The following is a 16,351-nucleotide window of genomic DNA, read 5'->3' as shown; positions in this document are numbered from 1 at the left end:
GTTAACCTGCCTCGCAAGTAACACATGCTCCCTCGTCTGCGGCATAGGACCATCTGTTGCCGCCACCACCAATATAGATCCATCCATCTGTGCTGCACCAGTTATCATGTTCTTTATATAGTCAGCATGCCCAGGACAGTCTATATGTGCATAGTGCCTCCTGTCACTCTCATACTCAACATGGGCAAGCTGAATCGTTATCCCCCTCGCCTTCTCCTCAGGTGCCTTGTCTATGTTATCAAATGGAATCCACTGCGCATAACCCTTCGTAGACAATACCCTCGTTATCGCACTGGTTAAAGTAGTCTTACCATGGTCTATGTGCCCAATCGTCCCCACGTTTAAATGCGGCTTTTTCCTCTCAAACTTTTGCTTGGCCATCTTCCCTTCCTCCTATCCTAAAAATTTTTAACTTCCCTTTGCTTTCTTGATAATTTGTTCTGCTAAATGTGCTGGAACCTTCTCATAATGAGAAAATTGCATGATAAAGGTTCCTCTACCCTGAGTTAAGGACCTTAAAGTGGTTGCATAACCAAACATTTCTCCTAAAGGCACAAAGGTATTGATTATACGAACGTTTCCTCTTAAATCCATCCCTTCAACCCTTCCTCTACGGGAAGAAATATCTCCTAAAACCTCTCCTAAATACTCCTCAGGAACAGATATTTCAACCTTCATAATAGGTTCAAGCAACACCGGATTGGCCTTTTTACAAGCATCCTTAAATGCCATGGAACCAGCTATAGCAAAAGCAAGGTCTGAAGAGTCTACCTCATGGTAACTTCCATCAATCAGCCTTACCTTAACATCTATTACCGGATAACCTGCCAAAACTCCCTCGTTTGTAGCCTCTCTTACACCTTTTTCTACCGAAGGTATAAATTCCTTAGGAATAACACCACCAACTATCTCAGAAACAAACTCAACCCCCTTACCAGGGTTGGGCTCAACTATAAGCTTAACATGTCCATATTGACCTCTACCACCAGTTTGCCTTATATATTTACCCTCTGCTTCTGAAGCAGAAGTGATGGTTTCTTTATAAGCTACCTCTGGTCTTCCAACGTTAACCCCTACCTTAAATTCTCTTATCAATCTATCTACAATGATTTCCAAATGAAGCTCCCCCATACCCCAAATAAGGGTTTGGCCTGTCTCATGGTTAACCGTAACCCTGAAAGAAGGATCTTCTATGGCAAGCTTCTGAAGAGCAATGGAAAGTTTTTCTTGGTCTGCCTTAGTCTTAGGCTCTACAGCTACCGAAATAACTGGTTCAGGAATTTCCAATTTTTCAAGCTCTATAGAATGAGCTTCATCACACAAAGTATCACCTGTAGTAGTAACCCTCAACCCTATAGCAGCCACAATATCTCCTGCAAACGCCCCAGAGATTTCTTCTCTCTGGTTAGCATGCATTCTTACTAAACGCCCTATTCTTTCCTTCTTTCGCTTGGTAGAATTATAAACAGACATCCCGCTGTCAAGTCTACCTGAATAAATCCTAATAAAGGTGAGGGTTCCTATGTAAGGGTCTGTCATAATCTTAAAAGCCAAAGCAGAAAGAGGAGCATCCGGATCTGTAGGCCTTTCTTCAACCTCACCGGTGTCTGGATTAACTCCCTTTACAGAAGGAATATCTATAGGAGCTGGTAAATAGTCTATGATAGCATCAAGAAGAGGCTGAATTCCTTTATTTTTAAAAGCCGATCCACACAAAACTGGTACAGCTTTAAAATTAATCGTAGCCTCTCTTACCGCCTTTTTAATCTCCTCTGGACTAATCTCCTTTCCTTCTAAATATTTTTCCATGATTTCATCGTTTATGTCAGCCAAGGTTTCAAGCATCTTAATTCTGTATTCTTCAGCCTTATCCTTCAAAGAAGCAGGAATTTCTTCATAATGATATTTTGCTCCCAAGGTTTCCTCTTCCCACACGATAGCCTTCATGTCTATCAAATCAACCACACCTACAAAACTATCTTCAGCCCCGATAGGTATCTGCAAAGGAAGAGGATTAGCCCCAAGTTTTTGCCTAATCTGTTCAACCACACTTTCAAAATTGGCACCAAGCCTGTCCATCTTATTTATAAATGCTATACGAGGAACCTTATATTTGTTTGCCTGTCTCCAAACGGTTTCTGACTGAGGTTGAACCCCACCTACAGCACAAAAAATAACCACCGCACCATCAAGAACCCTTAAACTTCTTTCCACCTCTATAGTAAAATCTACATGCCCAGGAGTGTCGATAATGTTTATCCTATGACCTCTCCAGAAAGTAGTAGTACAAGCAGAAGTAATGGTAATCCCCCTCTCCTGTTCCTGGACCATAAAGTCCATCGTAGCGGTTCCTTCATGAACCTCACCTATCTTGTAGGTCTTACCGGTGTAATAAAGCACCCTTTCAGTAGTAGTAGTTTTACCTGCATCTATATGAGCCACAAACCCTATGTTTCTGGTTGTTTTCAATATTTTTAACTCTTCAGGCGTCATTTTCCTCACCCTATCCTTTATTTTTCAAAATAAAAAATAAAAATACCTTACTTAAAAATTGGCCATCAAAATCATCAGAAAAACTATTTACCAACGATAATGAGCAAAAACCCTGTTAGACTCAGCCATACGATGGGTATCGTCCCTTTTCTTAATGGCTGCCCCTCTTTCGTTATAAGCATCCCAAAGCTCGTTAGCCAACCTTTCCACCATAGTCCTTTCACTACGAGCACGTGCAGCATTGATCGTCCATTTAATAGCCAGAGAAATTTGCCTATCTGGTCTAACCTCTACTGGAACCTGATAGTTAGCACCACCAACCCTACGACTACGGGTCTCTATAAGAGGCTTAACGTTATCTATAGCCTTTTCAAAAATCTTTAAAGGATCTTCTCCGCCAGATTTTTCTCTCAGCCTTTCTAAGGCCTCATAAAAAATCTTTCTTGCTATATTTTTCTTTCCATCTTTCATTAAATTATTGATAAACTTAGCTACCAAAACACTTCCATACTTAGGATCTGGAGGGGTCTCTCTTTTAGGCACTGGTCCTTTGCGTGGCATACCAAATCTCCTCTTTCACTTTATTTAGGCCTTGGAGTTCCATATTTAGAACGAGATTTTTTCCTGTTCTGAACCCCAGCTGCGTCTAAGGCACCTCTTATAATCTTATATCTAACACCAGGCAAGTCTCTCACACGACCGCCTCTCACAAGAACCACAGAGTGCTCTTGTAGGTTATGCCCTATACCTGGAATGTAAGCAGTAACCTCAATACCGTTGGTCAAACGAACCCTTGCCACCTTTCTCAAAGCTGAGTTTGGTTTTTTAGGGGTTACCGTATAAACCCTAACACAAACTCCTCTTTTTTGAGGACATCCTTGCAAGGCAGGAGACTTTGACCTTTTAACCTTTTTTTCTCTGCCTAATCTAACTAACTGATTGATGGTAGGCATATCCTCCCTCTGCAAACTTTTTAAATTTTAAAACGACAAGCCCTTTATATAATCCCTTTTTCTTTTCTTGTCAAGAGGCTTAAAAAACAAAACCTAAAAACCAACTTAATAAGTGGCAATTAATTATTATATCATCTTTTAAAAATTTGTTAAGGCCTTTTGAAAAAAGTTAAAAATATTTTAATATTGTTTTATGAGTTTTGATTATACACCTCTTGCAGAAAAATTAAAGCCCAAAAGTTGGGAAGATTTTGTAGGTCAATCCCATCTGGTAGGGGAAAAGGGATTATTAAAAACCTTAGTTATTCAAGGCAAACCTTTTTCTTTTATTCTTTGGGGGCCTCCTGGGGTAGGAAAAACCTCTCTGGCCTTTTTGGTAGGGCAAACTTTGAAAGCAGAGTTCGTAGTAGTAAGTGCTGTAGACACGTCGGTTAAAGACCTAAAAGACATCTTAGCCAAGGCAAAACAGCTCAAAGGGTTAAACAAACCTACCTTGCTTTTTATAGACGAAATCCATAGGTTCAACAAAACCCAACAGTCTTTTCTTTTACCTTTTTTAGAAAAGGGGGACATCTTCCTCATAGGGGCAACTACTGAAAATCCATCGTTTGAATTAATATCCCCTCTTCTATCCAGAGTAAAAACTTTTATTTTAAACCCTCTTTCTAAGGACGAGATTCTTTTAATACTTAAAAGAGGGTTGGAGCGGGTTCTTTCTGAGACTAAAGAAGAATTAACCGTAGAACCTGAGGTGTTAGAAAAAATTGCTGAGGCAAGTAGTGGAGACGCCAGATCAGCTTTAAATTTACTTGAGTTGTCATTAGAACTGGCTAAGGCTTATGGGAAAAAGGTTTTATCTCTAGAAGACTTAAGAGAAGAACTTCTTTTTAAACCTATAAAATACGATAAAACAGGAGATGAACATTTCAATCTGATATCTGCGTTTCATAAAAGTATGCGAGGAAGCGACCCAGATGCTACTGTTTATTGGCTGGCAAGGATGCTCAAATCTGGAGAAGACCCTCTTTATATAGCAAGAAGGATTATAATTTGTGCGGCTGAGGATGTAGGGCTTGCCGACCCTATGGCCTTGGTGGTAGCGGTTGCGGCAAAAGAGGCCTTTGAGTTTTTAGGCCAACCTGAAGGGGAGTTGCCTTTGGCAGAAGCAGCTATATATGTGGCCAGTGCTCCTAAAAGTAACTCTGTCTATCGCGCTTTAAATGATTGTTATGAAGAGATAGACAGATCTAAGGAACTACCTGTCCCTTTACATCTGAGAAATCCTGTTACTCGTCTCCTTAAAAACTTAGGTTATGGAAAAGACTATAAATATGCCCATGACTATGAAGAGGGTTTTGTTTTTCAGTCTTACTTACCAGAAGACCTAAAGCCCAAACAGTTTTACTTCCCCTCAGATCGAGGGATTGAAAAGAAAATTAAAGAACGTTTAAAGCTCTTGTGGAAAGGACTTAAAAACTACAATAAATAATTAATTTTTGGAAAAAACGTACCAAACCGTTTTTTTATAAGGGTCTACAAAGTTTTTCTTCAATTTCCCCTGAGGTATCTTTTCTTCAGAAATTATATTGTATCCTTGGTTTAAAAGGTTTGATAGGTCTTCTTCAGTGGTTAAAACTTTAACCGGAGATGAAGCATAAAAGATGATAATGGGATTTTCCTTTTGCCAAAAGGCTAAACTACCTTGAACGATTTCTCTTTTGATGGCTTGGAGTTGATATGAAAGCTGGTTTGAATTGTGGAAGGTTATTGTTCCAAGGATAATCAAGTTTATCAAGACTAAACCTAACAAAAACTTTTTTAAAATCAAAAGAAAAGACGTGGAGAAATTTTCAACGAAAATCTTAGAAAGGATTATAGCCCAAAAAGAATAGACCCAAAGAAGATATTTATCAAACTTTTTCCCGGTAAAACTTAACAAAACCACCGGCAGTAAAGCCACTATTGATAAGAAAAGAAATTCTCTGTTTTGTCTAAGTTTATGCCAAATCTTTTTCGTCCTTTCTTTATGATAAGCTTTTTGTTTCCAAAACAGATAAAAAAGCAAAATAAAGCCAAACCAGAAATTAAGGAAAAGGTGTTTAAAGTAATAATACCAGGGATCTCTGGCTTGATCGAGCAGACGAGTTTTGACGTCAGTATTAAAAAACTCTTTAAATATTTCTTTACCAAAAGCTACATATCCATAACCATACCAACCTAAAGAAGGAATCAGTAGTATTAACCACCCTAAAGGATTTAACAAAAGGTTGAAAACCTTTTTATCTTTGGTTAAAAAACCATAAACAAGAAGTCCAGGAAGATAAAAAAAGTTTAAAGGACCCCTGGTTAAAACACCTGCCGTTAGAAACACATAAAAAAGATATTGATAAATCCTTTTAGGGACCACAAATAAATAAAGGTAGGAAAAATAAAACATCAAAAAGGAAAACAAAACAAACAAAGGTTCTATATCTATCCTGTTGAAAAAAGAAAGAAAACGCAGATTAGCTAAAAGCATGATTAAAGAAAAAAAGGTAGACTGCCAATCTTTATTAAAGAACTTTATAAATACTAAAAAGAAGAGTGTATAACAAAAAACTGAAAAACATCTCAGACCAAAAACCAGTTTATCTGGGTCAGAAGAAAAGGGTTTACTCCAAACTGAAGCTATCCATGTATAGAGGGGAGGTTTTGTAAAATAAGGTTCTCCGTTATAGGTTTGAAAAATTTTAAAATCTTTTACGGTTTCTTTGACTAAAATGGCTCTTCTTAACTCTTGATAAGATGAGGGGGGTTGAAAAAAGGAAAAGATCAAAAAAGAAAGTGTCGTAAGAAATAAAACCAGAAAAACTTGAGTTTTTAAGTTCATAATGCCTTTACAAGAAAATTTTTAGGTATATTTTAGTATAGGTTTATTTATTTTAAAGTGAGGAGAAAGATGAAAGTTAAACTAGCTATTATAGGTTGTGGGAAGGCAGCAGAAAGGCATCTAAAAATCTATCAAGCTTTGCCAGAAGAAGTAGAGGTGGTTGCAGTTTCTGATGTAGTGCCAGAGAGAGCAAAAAAGTTTGCTGAAGCCCTTTCTGCTAAGCCATATACTGATTATCAAGAAATGCTTAAGAAAGAAAACATAGAAGTAGTAGACCTTTGTCTTCCTTCAGGCATGCATGCTGAAGTAGGAGAAATTATTCTTGAAAAATTTGGGAGACATCTTTTGGTAGAAAAACCTCTGGCTCTTACCCTCAAAGATGCCGAACGTTTGGTTAATCTTGCTCAAAAAAAACAGCTTAAACTGGTTACCATCTTTCAAAATCGGGCTAACCTTCCTGTACAAAAGCTAAAAGAGGCTTTATCTAAAAATCTTTTAGGTAATCCTGTTTTGTTTTCTGCTAAATTTTACTGGAGTAGAGACCAAAGATATTATGACTCTGCCGCCTGGAGAGGCACTTGGGCCTTTGATGGAGGAGCTTTAGCCCAGCAAGGATGTCATTTTGTAGACATGCTTTATTACTTAGGAGGTCCGATAGAGAGTGTTTTTGCCAAGATGGGGACCTACTTGGTAAATATAGAGGCAGAAGACCTTTTAGTTGGTGTGTTTAAGTTCAAAAACGGGGCCTTAGGCACGATTGAGGCTACTACGTGTTCTCGTCCTAAAGACTTAAAGGCTGAATTGGTAGTGTTGGCAGAAAAAGGTTCGGCTGTCCTTGGTGGTTTTGCTATGAACAGATTAGACCATTTAGCCATAGATGGGATAGAAAACATAGAAGGTTTTGTCTCAGGTTTTGAAAAAAATCCTGACCATCCCTTAGGATGGTCTCATTTTACTTACTTAAGGTCTGCGATGAAATATTTTAGCAGTTCTGAAAAAGATCCTTGGTTGGTGGTTGGAGAGGAAGCCATACCTTCTTTAGAAGCTATCATCGGTCTTTATGAATCTGCAGAAACAGAAAAAGAAATAAAATTTCCCTTTGAACCTATAGCCTGTAAATTAGGTCAAAAATAAACAAAAATTCTATAAAGGGGTTTAAGATGAAAAAAATTCCTCTTTTAGACTTGAAAAGGTCTTGGGAAGAGATAAGACAAGAAGTGTACCAGGGATGGGAAGAAGTTTTTAATTCTATGCAGATTTTAAACGGAAAGTATTTGCAGGAGTTTGAAAAAAATTGGGCTGAATACTTAGGAGTAAAATATGCCTTTGGGTGTAGTTGCGGAAGTACAGCCTTACTTATGGCTCTTATAGCCTGTGGGATCGGAAAAGGGGATGAGGTTTTACTTCAAGCCAATGCGTTTATCGCAGACTTAGAGGTAATCCATTGGGCAGGAGCAACCCCTGTCTTAGTAGATGTAGACCCTAAAACCTTTGGTCCAGATTTAAACGACCTTTATTCTAAATTAAACCCTAAAACCAAAGCCTTGATACTGGTTCATATGTATGGACATCCTGCAGAGATGGATGAAATACTTGATTTTTGTGAAAAGTATGAAGTTATCCTTATCGAGGATGCTTCTCATGCTCATGGAGCAACCTATAAGGGTAAAAAAGTAGGAACTTTTGGGAAAGTAGGATGTTTTAGCTGTGGACCTGTTAAAAACCTTAACTGTATAGGAGATGGAGGAGCGATTGTTACCAATGATGATGAATTAGCCTTTAAGATTAAGTTTCTAAGAGTGCATGGACAGGTAGAAAAAAACCATTCTCATTTTTTTGGGTTTAACTCAAGACTTGACGAACTTCAAGCTGCCATCCTTAATGCAAGGCTTAAAACCTTAGATAAAAAAAATGAGAAAAGAAGAGAAATAGCTCAAAAATACCACGAAGGGCTTTCTGACCTTAAAGACCTCATCTTACCTCCTCTTGATCCTGAATACAGACAAAGTGTTTATCATAGGTATGTGATAAGAACTCCTTTTAGAGATGAGTTGGTCTCCTTTTTAAAAGAAAAAGGCGTAGGAACAGGTTATTATTATCCTATTCCTTTACATTTACACAAAGGATATCAAAACACCTATCAAAAATCTTTAAGCCTTCCTGTAGCAGAAAGGTTAGCCAAAGAATCTCTCGCTATTCCTATGTATCCTGAGTTAACTGACGAAGAAATAAACTATGTCATAAGCTGTATAAGGGAATTTTTTCAAAAACAGGGATAGCTTATGAAGATTTCTCTCATCGTGCCTGTTCATAACGAGGAAGGAAACGTTCCTATAGTTTATCAAGAAGCTAAAGCTGTTCTTGAAACCTTAAAGTCTTCTAAAGGGTATCAATACGAAATCATCTTTGTCAACGACGGAAGCACAGACAGGACTTTAGAAATCCTTAAAGAATTAAAAAGAAAAGATCCTTTTTTAAGAATACTAAACATGGATAGCAACCGGGGAGAGGCAGCAGGCCTTACTGCAGGCTTTCAAAAAGCTACTGGAGATATCATCGTTTCTATGGACGGAGACGGCCAAAACGACCCTAAGTATATCAAAGATCTAATAGAGAAACTGGAAACAGGGTATAAGGTAGCCACTGGTTTTAGGTTAAAAAGAAAGGAAAACTTCTGGATAAGAGTCCTTCCGTCAAGAATAGCCAATTGGTTAATCAGTGTTTTTACAGGGTTAAAAGTAAGGGATAATGGGTGCTCGTTAAAGGCCTATCTTTCACCTATACCAAAAAAATATCAAATACCCCATGGTTTTCACAGGTTTTTACCAGCTCTCTTCGGGGTTAAAAACCAAGAGGTATGTGAGGTACCTATAGTTGACCGTCCAAGGATATATGGAAAATCTCATTATAACCTAAAACGAACCTTTGAGGTAGTAAGAGAACTTCTTACCATCCCCTTTGTGCTTAGAAATGCCCGTTTTTATGAAAAATTTTTTAAAATTAACTTTTGGTCCTCGATAGGTATGGGGATAATACTTTTGGTTTTAGCTGTAAAGTTTTCTCCTAAATTTTGGGTCTTAGAATTTTTTAACTTAGGCTATACCTCTATCTGTTATTTAATCTGGAAAAACTTAGCTCGGTTCAACCAGGCTCAAAAAGAAGGAGTTTTTCAAGTAGAAGAAATTTAAAAACCTGGTAAAATTGACTTATCTAAAGAGAAATTTTTATGGAGGGATAAGGTAATGTCACTTTTAAAAACATTAGACCCAGATATCTGGGAGTTAATCCAAAAAGAAAGAGACAGACAGGAATATCAGCTTGAGATGATAGCTTCAGAAAACTTAGCCCATGAGTCTATCATGGAGGCAGAGGGTTCTTATTTGATGAACAAATATGCTGAAGGATATCCAGAGGCTCGTTATTACGGGGGATGTGCTTACGTAGACGAGGTAGAAAAACTTGCCATAGAAAGAGTAAAGATGCTTTTTGGGGCTGAGCACGCTAACGTACAGCCTCATTCTGGCACCCAGGCTAACATGGCTGTATATTTTGCTGTATTAACTCCTGGAGACACCATACTTTCTATGAACCTCTCGCATGGAGGCCATCTTTCTCACGGAGCTTCCGTTAATTTTTCCGGGAAACTTTACAAAATCGTTCATTATGGTGTATCAAGGGAAACAGAGACCATCGACTACGACGAGGTAAGAAGGTTAGCCCTTGAACATAAACCCAAGATAATAGTGGCAGGAGCAAGTGCTTATCCCAGAACCATAGACTTTGAAGCTTTCTATCAGATATCCCAGGAAGTAGGAGCTTTCTTGATGGTAGACATGGCGCATATAGCAGGGTTAGTAGCTGCAGGTATCCATCCTTCACCCCTTCCTTATGCTGATTTTGTGACCTCAACCACCCATAAAACCTTAAGAGGACCAAGAGGTGGATTTATTCTTTGTAAAGAAAAGTTTGCAAAAATAATCGATAAAACGGTTTTTCCAGGTATACAAGGTGGTCCTCACATGAACGTAATAGCTGCTAAAGCTGTTTGTTTTAAACAGGCCTTAGAGCCTGAGTTTAAAACCTATCAACAACAGGTGGTTAAAAACGCTAAAACTATAGCGGAAGTGTTTAAAGCTGAAGGTTTTAGGATCGTTGCCGGTGGTACAGATAATCATTTGATTTTGGTAGACGTTTCGGTAAATGGCCTTACCGGTACAGAGGCTGAAAAACTCTTAGAAGAGGCAGGTATTACAGTAAACAAAAATGCTATCCCTTTTGACCCACGTCCTCCAAGAATTACCAGCGGGATCAGGATAGGAACCCCAGCAATTACTACCAGAGGATTGAAGGAAAAAGAGGTAGAAGAGGTTGCTCAATACATGTGTGCTGTTTTGAAAAATCCAGATAAAGAAGGATTGCGTAAAGAGATAAGGCAAAAAATAAGAGAGATTTGTGAAAGGTTCCCTTTTTACAAGAGGTAACATCTCATGGAACGTCCAAGCTGGCATGAATATTTTATGGTTATAGCAAAGATGGTTGCGCTAAGGTCCGGATGTAATTCCAGGCCTACAGGCGCGGTGATAGTAAAAGACAAAAGGATTTTAGCTACCGGATACAACGGACCCATGCCTGGGGCTTGGCATTGTACAGATAAAGGACCCACCTATTGTTTTAGAAGAGAAAAGGGGATCCCAGACATAGATAAGTATAATTTTTGTAGGGCTACCCATGCTGAGGCTAACGCGATCGCTCAAGCAGCAAGATTTGGAATTTCAGTAGAAGGAGCCAGTCTCTACTGTACGCTTGCTCCTTGTTATGTTTGTCTAAAATTAATCGCTTCTGCTGGAATCAAAGAAGTATACTATGAATATGACTACGAAAGCAGAGATTTTGAAAGAGACCTTTTTTGGAAAGAGGCCATAAAAGAAGCGGGAATCAAAGTTTTCAAGCAGGTTATCGTATCAGAAGAAACCATAAAAGCCCTTTCAACCATCCTCCCATACCCTACCTCTCAAAGAAGACTCCAACCTACGGAATAAAACTTTACTTTTTCAACGCTTTCTGTTGATTTTTGGCCCAAAAAGTCTTATTTTTTGTATAAAAACAGGCCTTTTTATATCAAAAGGAAACTGGAGGGTAGGTTTATGTCTAAGGATTATTATGAGATCCTTGGAGTTCCAAGAAATGCTACGCAAGAAGAAATTAAAAAGGCCTATCGTAAACTGGCCATGAAATATCATCCTGATAGAAACAAAGGCAACAAAGAAGCTGAGGAAAAGTTTAAAGAAATAAATGAAGCCTATGCTGTTTTATCAGACCCTGAGAAAAGAAAACTTTATGACCTTTATGGGTCAACAGAATTCCAGAGAAGATATACTCAAGAAGACATCTTTAGAGATTTCGATTTCGAGACCATCTTTAGAGACATAGGAATTGATTTAGGGGGATTTTTTAAAAAAAACAAAAGGGGAAGCAGAACATTTATTTTTGACTTAGGGGACATTTTTAGCAACCTCTTTGGAACCCACTTTGGAGGAGAAGAAGATTTTAGCCCCTTTGGTGAGGTTTATGAAACCATACAATTAGATCTTCCTCTTACTACTGACGAGATTATAAAAGGCAGGGAAAAAGAGGTTATTCTTCCAGGAACCTACGAAACCATAAAGATCAAAATTCCTCAAAACGTAAAAGACGGACAAATCCTGAGGATAAAAAAGAAATCAGGGAAAACCACAAAGGAATACCTTCTTAGAATAAAAATAATACCCTATTCAGGTTATAAGGTTGAAGACAGTAATCTTATCATAGAAAAAGAACTTCCTATTAGCAGTTTTTTCTTAGGAGATGAAATAGAAATACAAACCCCTGAAGGGAAAAAGGTTAAAGCCAAAGTTCCACCTTTAACCAAACCTGGAGCTAAACTCAGACTTAGAGGGTTAGGCCTCCCCATCACCGGAGAAAAACGAGGGGATATTTATGTGGTTTTAGTTCCTAAAATACCAAAAGACCTTACTGAAGAGCAAAAAAAATCAATAGAAAAACTTAAAAATTTAGGGCTTTAATTCTTTGTTGACAAACCTCTTAAAAGTTTTAAAATTTGGATTAAACATTAACTTTCTCTAAAACATCCTTGAAAGGGGTTTCTTATGGTCAAAGATATTATGAGTAAAGCCCTTCCCACTGAAACCAAAGGCGTAAGGGTACTTTTTGGAGAATTTGTAAACACAGATTATGTTTATTCTTATTTAGGAACCATTATTTATGCTGAATCAGGGATGCAAAATATTTTTATTTTAGAAAATAAGTTTTGGGGTAAGATGCTTTTTATCAACAATAACCTCCAGTTTACCTCAAGAGATGAGTTTATCTACCATGAATCTCTGGTGCATATCCCTGTTCAATCAACCCCTGAAGGTAGTATTAAGAGAGCCTTGATCTGTGGCGGGGGAGACTATGGGGCAGCAAGGGAACTTTTGAAATATCCTGAGATAGAACAAGTGGTCATCGTAGACATAGACCCTAAAATACCTAAGTTAGTAGAAGAATACTTCCCAGAGCTGCTGCCTGAAGACCCTAAGGACCCCAGGCTCAAACTGATAGTAGAGGATGCTTATGTTATGGTGCAAAGGTATTTAGAAGAAGGGAAGACCTTTGATTTGGTAATCATCGACTCTACAGACCCTGACATAAGTGAAAAAGGGGTCACCCAGGAGCTTTCTCATGCCCTGTTTGGGATAAAATTTCACCAGATGCTTTATAAACTTTGTCCTAAAGGTGTGGTTGTACAACAATGTGGCACTCCGTTTACGATGAAAAACATCCTTACAGAAACTTACAAAACTTTTAGAAAAGTTTATCCTGAAAAAGAGGTTTTTTGCTATAGAACTAACATACCCTCTTTTGGTAGTGACAATGCTTTTATCATGAGATGCTCCTATCCTAACCCAGAAGTTCCAAAATGGAAAGAATTACCTAATGTATACTTTTATTCTCACGAAATACACCGCTCAGCCTTTGGTCTTCCTAAATTCTGGAGGGAGGCTTTGGCGGTATGAGGGTCTTAGGGGTGTTAGGTTCGCCTCATAAAACAGGTGGGTCTGCTCAACTTTTACTTGCCGCCCTAAAAGGGGCAGAAAGAGAAGGAGCTGAAACTGAGCTGGTAAGTGTTTACGACGGGGAAATTAAACCCTGTATAGGGTGTATCCATGACGAAGAACCTAAATGTAAGTTTCCCTGCATATTTGAAGATTATGGCAAAATCATTTTAGAAAAAATCTATGAAGCAGACGGTATTATCTTTTCTACCCCTATTTACTGGTTTGCCCCATCTGGCCAGTTAAAAAATCTGATAGACCGTATGACGTGTCTTGAAAACATGGTTTCCTACGGAGAACCAAGTTATCTCGAAGGAAAAGTAGTAGGTGCTATAGCTGTAGGGGCAGACGAAGGGGGAGCCTGGACAGGAGGTTATATCATTACTACCATGACCTCAATGGGGGCTATCATCCCACCTTGGGGGATCGCATACTCACATAAGGCGGAGGAAGCTATTTATGATGATAAAGCCTTGATGGATGCGATAAACATCGGTATCTTAACCACAAGGACTATAGCGAGACTTAAAGGCATGCCTACAGATTTAACCTTTTTTTATAACAAAAGTCTTCTTGAAACCATCAGAAAAGAGGTTATCGCAAGTTTAAATTTTATAAACATAGACAAAGAAGGCTATGGAAAAAGACAGGTTAAAAGAAGCGGTGTTTAAGGCTATTTTTGATAGAAGGAGCATAAGAAGGTATTTAGAACAAAAGCCTAACAAGGAGTTAATCTATCGATTGTTAGAAGCTGGTATATGGGCTCCTTCTGGGTTAAACAACCAACCTTGGAGGTTTGTAATCGTTTGGGCTGAGGAAATAAAACAAAAGTTGGCAGCCTTAACCAGATATCATGAAATCGTCAAAAAGGCTTCGGTTTTAATCGGTGTGTTTTTAGACAAAGACAGGATGTACCATCAGATAAAAGATCACCAATCTGCAGGGGCCTGTATACAAAACATCTTGCTTGCAGCCCATGCCTCTGGTCTTGGGGCCTGTTGGTTAGGTGAAATCTTAAAAAACGAGGAAAAAGTAAAAGAAGTCCTTTCTTTACCTAAGGAAAAATACGAACTTGCAGCTTTTATCGCCTTAGGATATCCAGATGATCAAAGTAAAAGGGCTTCCAGACAACCTTTAGAAAACTTCATCATCAAAGAAATTTAAAACACTCAAAAGGGGGTTCTCATGACCAAAAAAATCATTCCTTTGATGTTAAGCTTGAGTTTCTTTTTAATAGGGTGTAATAAAGGATTAGGAGGTTCAGGCGGTTGTCCTACAGTACAAGAGTTTCAAAAAAAATTAGATAGTTTGCAGCCTGGAATTCAAATAGAAAAAATAGAAAAATCACCGATTCCAGGATTATGTAAAGTAGTGATTAAACTATCAGAGTTTAACAAAACTTTATTTTATACTGACGCAAAAGGAAATTACATCATAAGTGGGAACATCATTGACATAGCACAAAAAAAAGAGATTGTGAGAGAAGAGATGGAAAAATTAAACAAAAAAGTGCTTGATAAAAACACGCTGTCCGAGGTAGAAAAGCTTGTTGACCTTACCTATGGCAACTCTCCTAACGTAGTATACTTTATTACTGACCCTGATTGTCCTGTCTGTAAACGTGCTGAACCTGTGTTAGAAAACCTGGCTAAAGAAGGGAAGATTACGGTTAAAACCATACTTTTACCTTTAGAGTCTTTACATCCCGAGGCCAAAAATAAATCTATCTCCCTTATCTGTGATAAAAAAGGATTTCAAGACCTTATACAAGGATATAAAGGGGCTAATCTTTGTGCCTCAGGAAAAGAAAAGATAGAAAAAAACATAAATTTTATGTTTAACAAAATAGGAGTAACCGGAACCCCTGCTTTTATCTTCCCAGACGGAGAAGTTATAATAGGCTGGGGAGGTCCAGAGTTTATTCTCAAGAAGTTTAACTTAAAATAAACCCCACATGTTAACCATTCAAGAAAAACTTTTTTGTTTAAAACTGGCAAGGAAGACCTTAGAAGACCATTTTAGAGGAAATTATGAACTAATTAACCCATCAGACAAATACCCCTCTCTTAAACAAAAGAGAGGGGCTTTTGTGACCTTGCTTAAGGAAGGCAATCTGAGAGGGTGTATCGGGATTATCGAACCTTTATACCCTCTCTATCAAGTAATCCAAGAAATGGCTATTTCTGCAGCCTTTAAAGACCCAAGGTTTCCACCCCTTACCAAGGAGGAACTTACTTTTACAGAAATAGAGATTTCAGTGCTATCTCCTCTTAAAAAAGGAACTATAGAAGAGATAGAGGTAGGGAAACACGGAGTATATTTGATCAAAGGCTTTTATCGAGGCGTACTCCTTCCTCAGGTACCTTTAGAGTATGGTTGGGATAAAAAGACCTTTTTAGAACATCTCTGTCTTAAAGCTGGCCTTCACCCTAACTGTTATAAGGAAAAAGACGTAGAAATCTATCTTTTTACGGCAGAGGTTTTTAAAGAAAGCGAATTTTTTAAAAACTAATCAAGCCTTTTTGTCTATTCTAAATAGGCTTATCAACTGGTCCCTAATTTGCCGATAGAGAATAAAATCAAAAATCTTTCTTTAATCTTTAAACTTAAAAATCATAATCCTTAGTTACTTTCTATAGTTCTTCCCCAACTCTCATATAAAATCTATTCCATTCTCTACCTGTAACTACTCCTCTCAATCTTTTTCCCCTGATTCTAAACATATTTCTCCCATATCCTCTCTTAATCTCCCCATATACAAACTCTACTAACCCCACCTTTCACACCAACCCTTTTAACTCCTCTAAACGTGTTTTTATACTCAAATACTCCCTAAACTTGTCAACCCCCACCACAACCTTCAAAATTAATTGCCTCGCCTTACTAACTATCTTCCCCGCTATCTCTATCAACCTCCATCTAACCATCTCTATCCTTCTCCT

18 protein-coding genes are annotated in these 16,351 nt (G+C 38.0%); 12 read left to right on the top strand and 6 right to left on the bottom strand.

Annotated features, from left to right (window positions below):
* From G580_RS11125 to rpsL, 4 genes are all read right to left on the bottom strand, one after another.
* A partial coding sequence (locus tag G580_RS11125; RefSeq protein WP_211211388.1) for a GTP-binding protein occupies positions 1-381 on the bottom strand: 381 nt, incomplete at its 3' end.
* A gap of 27 nt (positions 382-408) precedes the next feature.
* On the bottom strand, positions 409-2,493 hold the full coding sequence (gene fusA, locus G580_RS0108350) for an elongation factor G (RefSeq protein WP_028841771.1): 2,085 nt from the start codon (positions 2,491-2,493) through the stop codon (positions 409-411).
* An 87-nt stretch (positions 2,494-2,580) separates the two neighbouring features.
* Positions 2,581-3,054, bottom strand: a complete 474-nt coding sequence (rpsG, locus tag G580_RS0108345; RefSeq protein WP_028841770.1) for a 30S ribosomal protein S7 — start codon at positions 3,052-3,054, stop codon at positions 2,581-2,583.
* Positions 3,055-3,074: 20 nt separating this feature from the next.
* The gene (gene rpsL / locus G580_RS0108340) at positions 3,075-3,446 is read right to left on the bottom strand and encodes a 30S ribosomal protein S12 (protein WP_028841769.1); all 372 of its coding nucleotides are present in this window, start codon (positions 3,444-3,446) and stop codon (positions 3,075-3,077) included.
* 193 nt (positions 3,447-3,639) lie between these two features.
* Here rpsL and G580_RS0108335 point away from each other — a divergent pair, with 193 nt between their 5' ends.
* Positions 3,640-4,935 carry a replication-associated recombination protein A gene (locus G580_RS0108335; RefSeq protein ID WP_028841768.1) on the top strand — a complete coding sequence of 432 codons (1,296 nt, stop codon included), beginning with the start codon at positions 3,640-3,642 and terminating at the stop codon, positions 4,933-4,935.
* Here G580_RS0108335 and G580_RS0108330 read toward each other — a convergent pair whose 3' ends face one another.
* Positions 4,936-6,315, bottom strand: a complete 1,380-nt coding sequence (locus G580_RS0108330) for an ArnT family glycosyltransferase (protein WP_028841767.1) — start codon at positions 6,313-6,315, stop codon at positions 4,936-4,938.
* A gap of 69 nt (positions 6,316-6,384) precedes the next feature.
* Here G580_RS0108330 and G580_RS0108325 point away from each other — a divergent pair, with 69 nt between their 5' ends.
* The 11 genes from G580_RS0108325 (at position 6,385) to amrA (ending at position 15,921) form a co-directional block, all read left to right on the top strand.
* Positions 6,385-7,449 carry a Gfo/Idh/MocA family protein gene (locus tag G580_RS0108325; RefSeq protein WP_038041949.1) on the top strand — a complete coding sequence of 355 codons (1,065 nt, stop codon included), beginning with the start codon at positions 6,385-6,387 and terminating at the stop codon, positions 7,447-7,449.
* Positions 7,450-7,475: 26 nt separating this feature from the next.
* Positions 7,476-8,594, top strand: coding sequence for a DegT/DnrJ/EryC1/StrS family aminotransferase (locus G580_RS0108320; protein ID WP_038041947.1), 1,119 nt, complete (start codon positions 7,476-7,478; stop codon positions 8,592-8,594).
* Between the two features lie 3 nt (positions 8,595-8,597).
* Positions 8,598-9,503 carry a glycosyltransferase family 2 protein gene (locus G580_RS10610; protein WP_051173314.1) on the top strand — a complete coding sequence of 302 codons (906 nt, stop codon included), beginning with the start codon at positions 8,598-8,600 and terminating at the stop codon, positions 9,501-9,503.
* A 54-nt stretch (positions 9,504-9,557) separates the two neighbouring features.
* Positions 9,558-10,796 carry a serine hydroxymethyltransferase gene (gene glyA / locus G580_RS0108310; RefSeq protein WP_028841764.1) on the top strand — a complete coding sequence of 413 codons (1,239 nt, stop codon included), beginning with the start codon at positions 9,558-9,560 and terminating at the stop codon, positions 10,794-10,796.
* Between the two features lie 6 nt (positions 10,797-10,802).
* Positions 10,803-11,354 carry a deoxycytidylate deaminase gene (locus G580_RS10605; protein WP_038041945.1) on the top strand — a complete coding sequence of 184 codons (552 nt, stop codon included), beginning with the start codon at positions 10,803-10,805 and terminating at the stop codon, positions 11,352-11,354.
* A gap of 105 nt (positions 11,355-11,459) precedes the next feature.
* Positions 11,460-12,377, top strand: coding sequence for a DnaJ domain-containing protein (locus tag G580_RS0108300; protein ID WP_028841763.1), 918 nt, complete (start codon positions 11,460-11,462; stop codon positions 12,375-12,377).
* 84 nt (positions 12,378-12,461) lie between these two features.
* Positions 12,462-13,370, top strand: a complete 909-nt coding sequence (locus tag G580_RS0108295) for a spermine/spermidine synthase domain-containing protein (protein WP_028841762.1) — start codon at positions 12,462-12,464, stop codon at positions 13,368-13,370.
* Positions 13,367-14,080 carry a flavodoxin family protein gene (locus G580_RS0108290; RefSeq protein WP_028841761.1) on the top strand — a complete coding sequence of 238 codons (714 nt, stop codon included), beginning with the start codon at positions 13,367-13,369 and terminating at the stop codon, positions 14,078-14,080. The genes G580_RS0108295 and G580_RS0108290 overlap by 4 nt, the downstream gene beginning before the upstream one ends.
* Positions 14,046-14,573, top strand: a complete 528-nt coding sequence (locus G580_RS0108285; protein ID WP_028841760.1) for a nitroreductase family protein — start codon at positions 14,046-14,048, stop codon at positions 14,571-14,573. Before G580_RS0108290 ends, G580_RS0108285 begins: the two co-directional genes overlap by 35 nt.
* A gap of 21 nt (positions 14,574-14,594) precedes the next feature.
* Positions 14,595-15,356: a DsbC family protein gene (locus G580_RS10600; RefSeq protein WP_051173313.1), complete on the top strand. Its 762-nt coding sequence runs from the start codon at positions 14,595-14,597 to the stop codon at positions 15,354-15,356.
* A 7-nt stretch (positions 15,357-15,363) separates the two neighbouring features.
* Positions 15,364-15,921, top strand: coding sequence for an AmmeMemoRadiSam system protein A (gene amrA / locus G580_RS0108275; protein WP_028841759.1), 558 nt, complete (start codon positions 15,364-15,366; stop codon positions 15,919-15,921).
* Between the two features lie 121 nt (positions 15,922-16,042).
* On the opposite strand, the gene G580_RS11540 is transcribed toward amrA, so the two are convergent.
* On the bottom strand, positions 16,043-16,186 hold the full coding sequence (locus tag G580_RS11540) for a hypothetical protein (RefSeq protein WP_156874813.1): 144 nt from the start codon (positions 16,184-16,186) through the stop codon (positions 16,043-16,045).
* Positions 16,187-16,351 lie beyond the last annotated feature (165 nt).

The organism is Thermodesulfobacterium hveragerdense DSM 12571, assembly GCF_000423845.1.
GTDB lineage: Bacteria > Desulfobacterota > Thermodesulfobacteria > Thermodesulfobacteriales > Thermodesulfobacteriaceae > Thermodesulfobacterium > Thermodesulfobacterium hveragerdense.
Note: the sequence above shows the minus strand (reverse complement) of the source record. Positions and strands in the feature narration are given on the sequence as shown.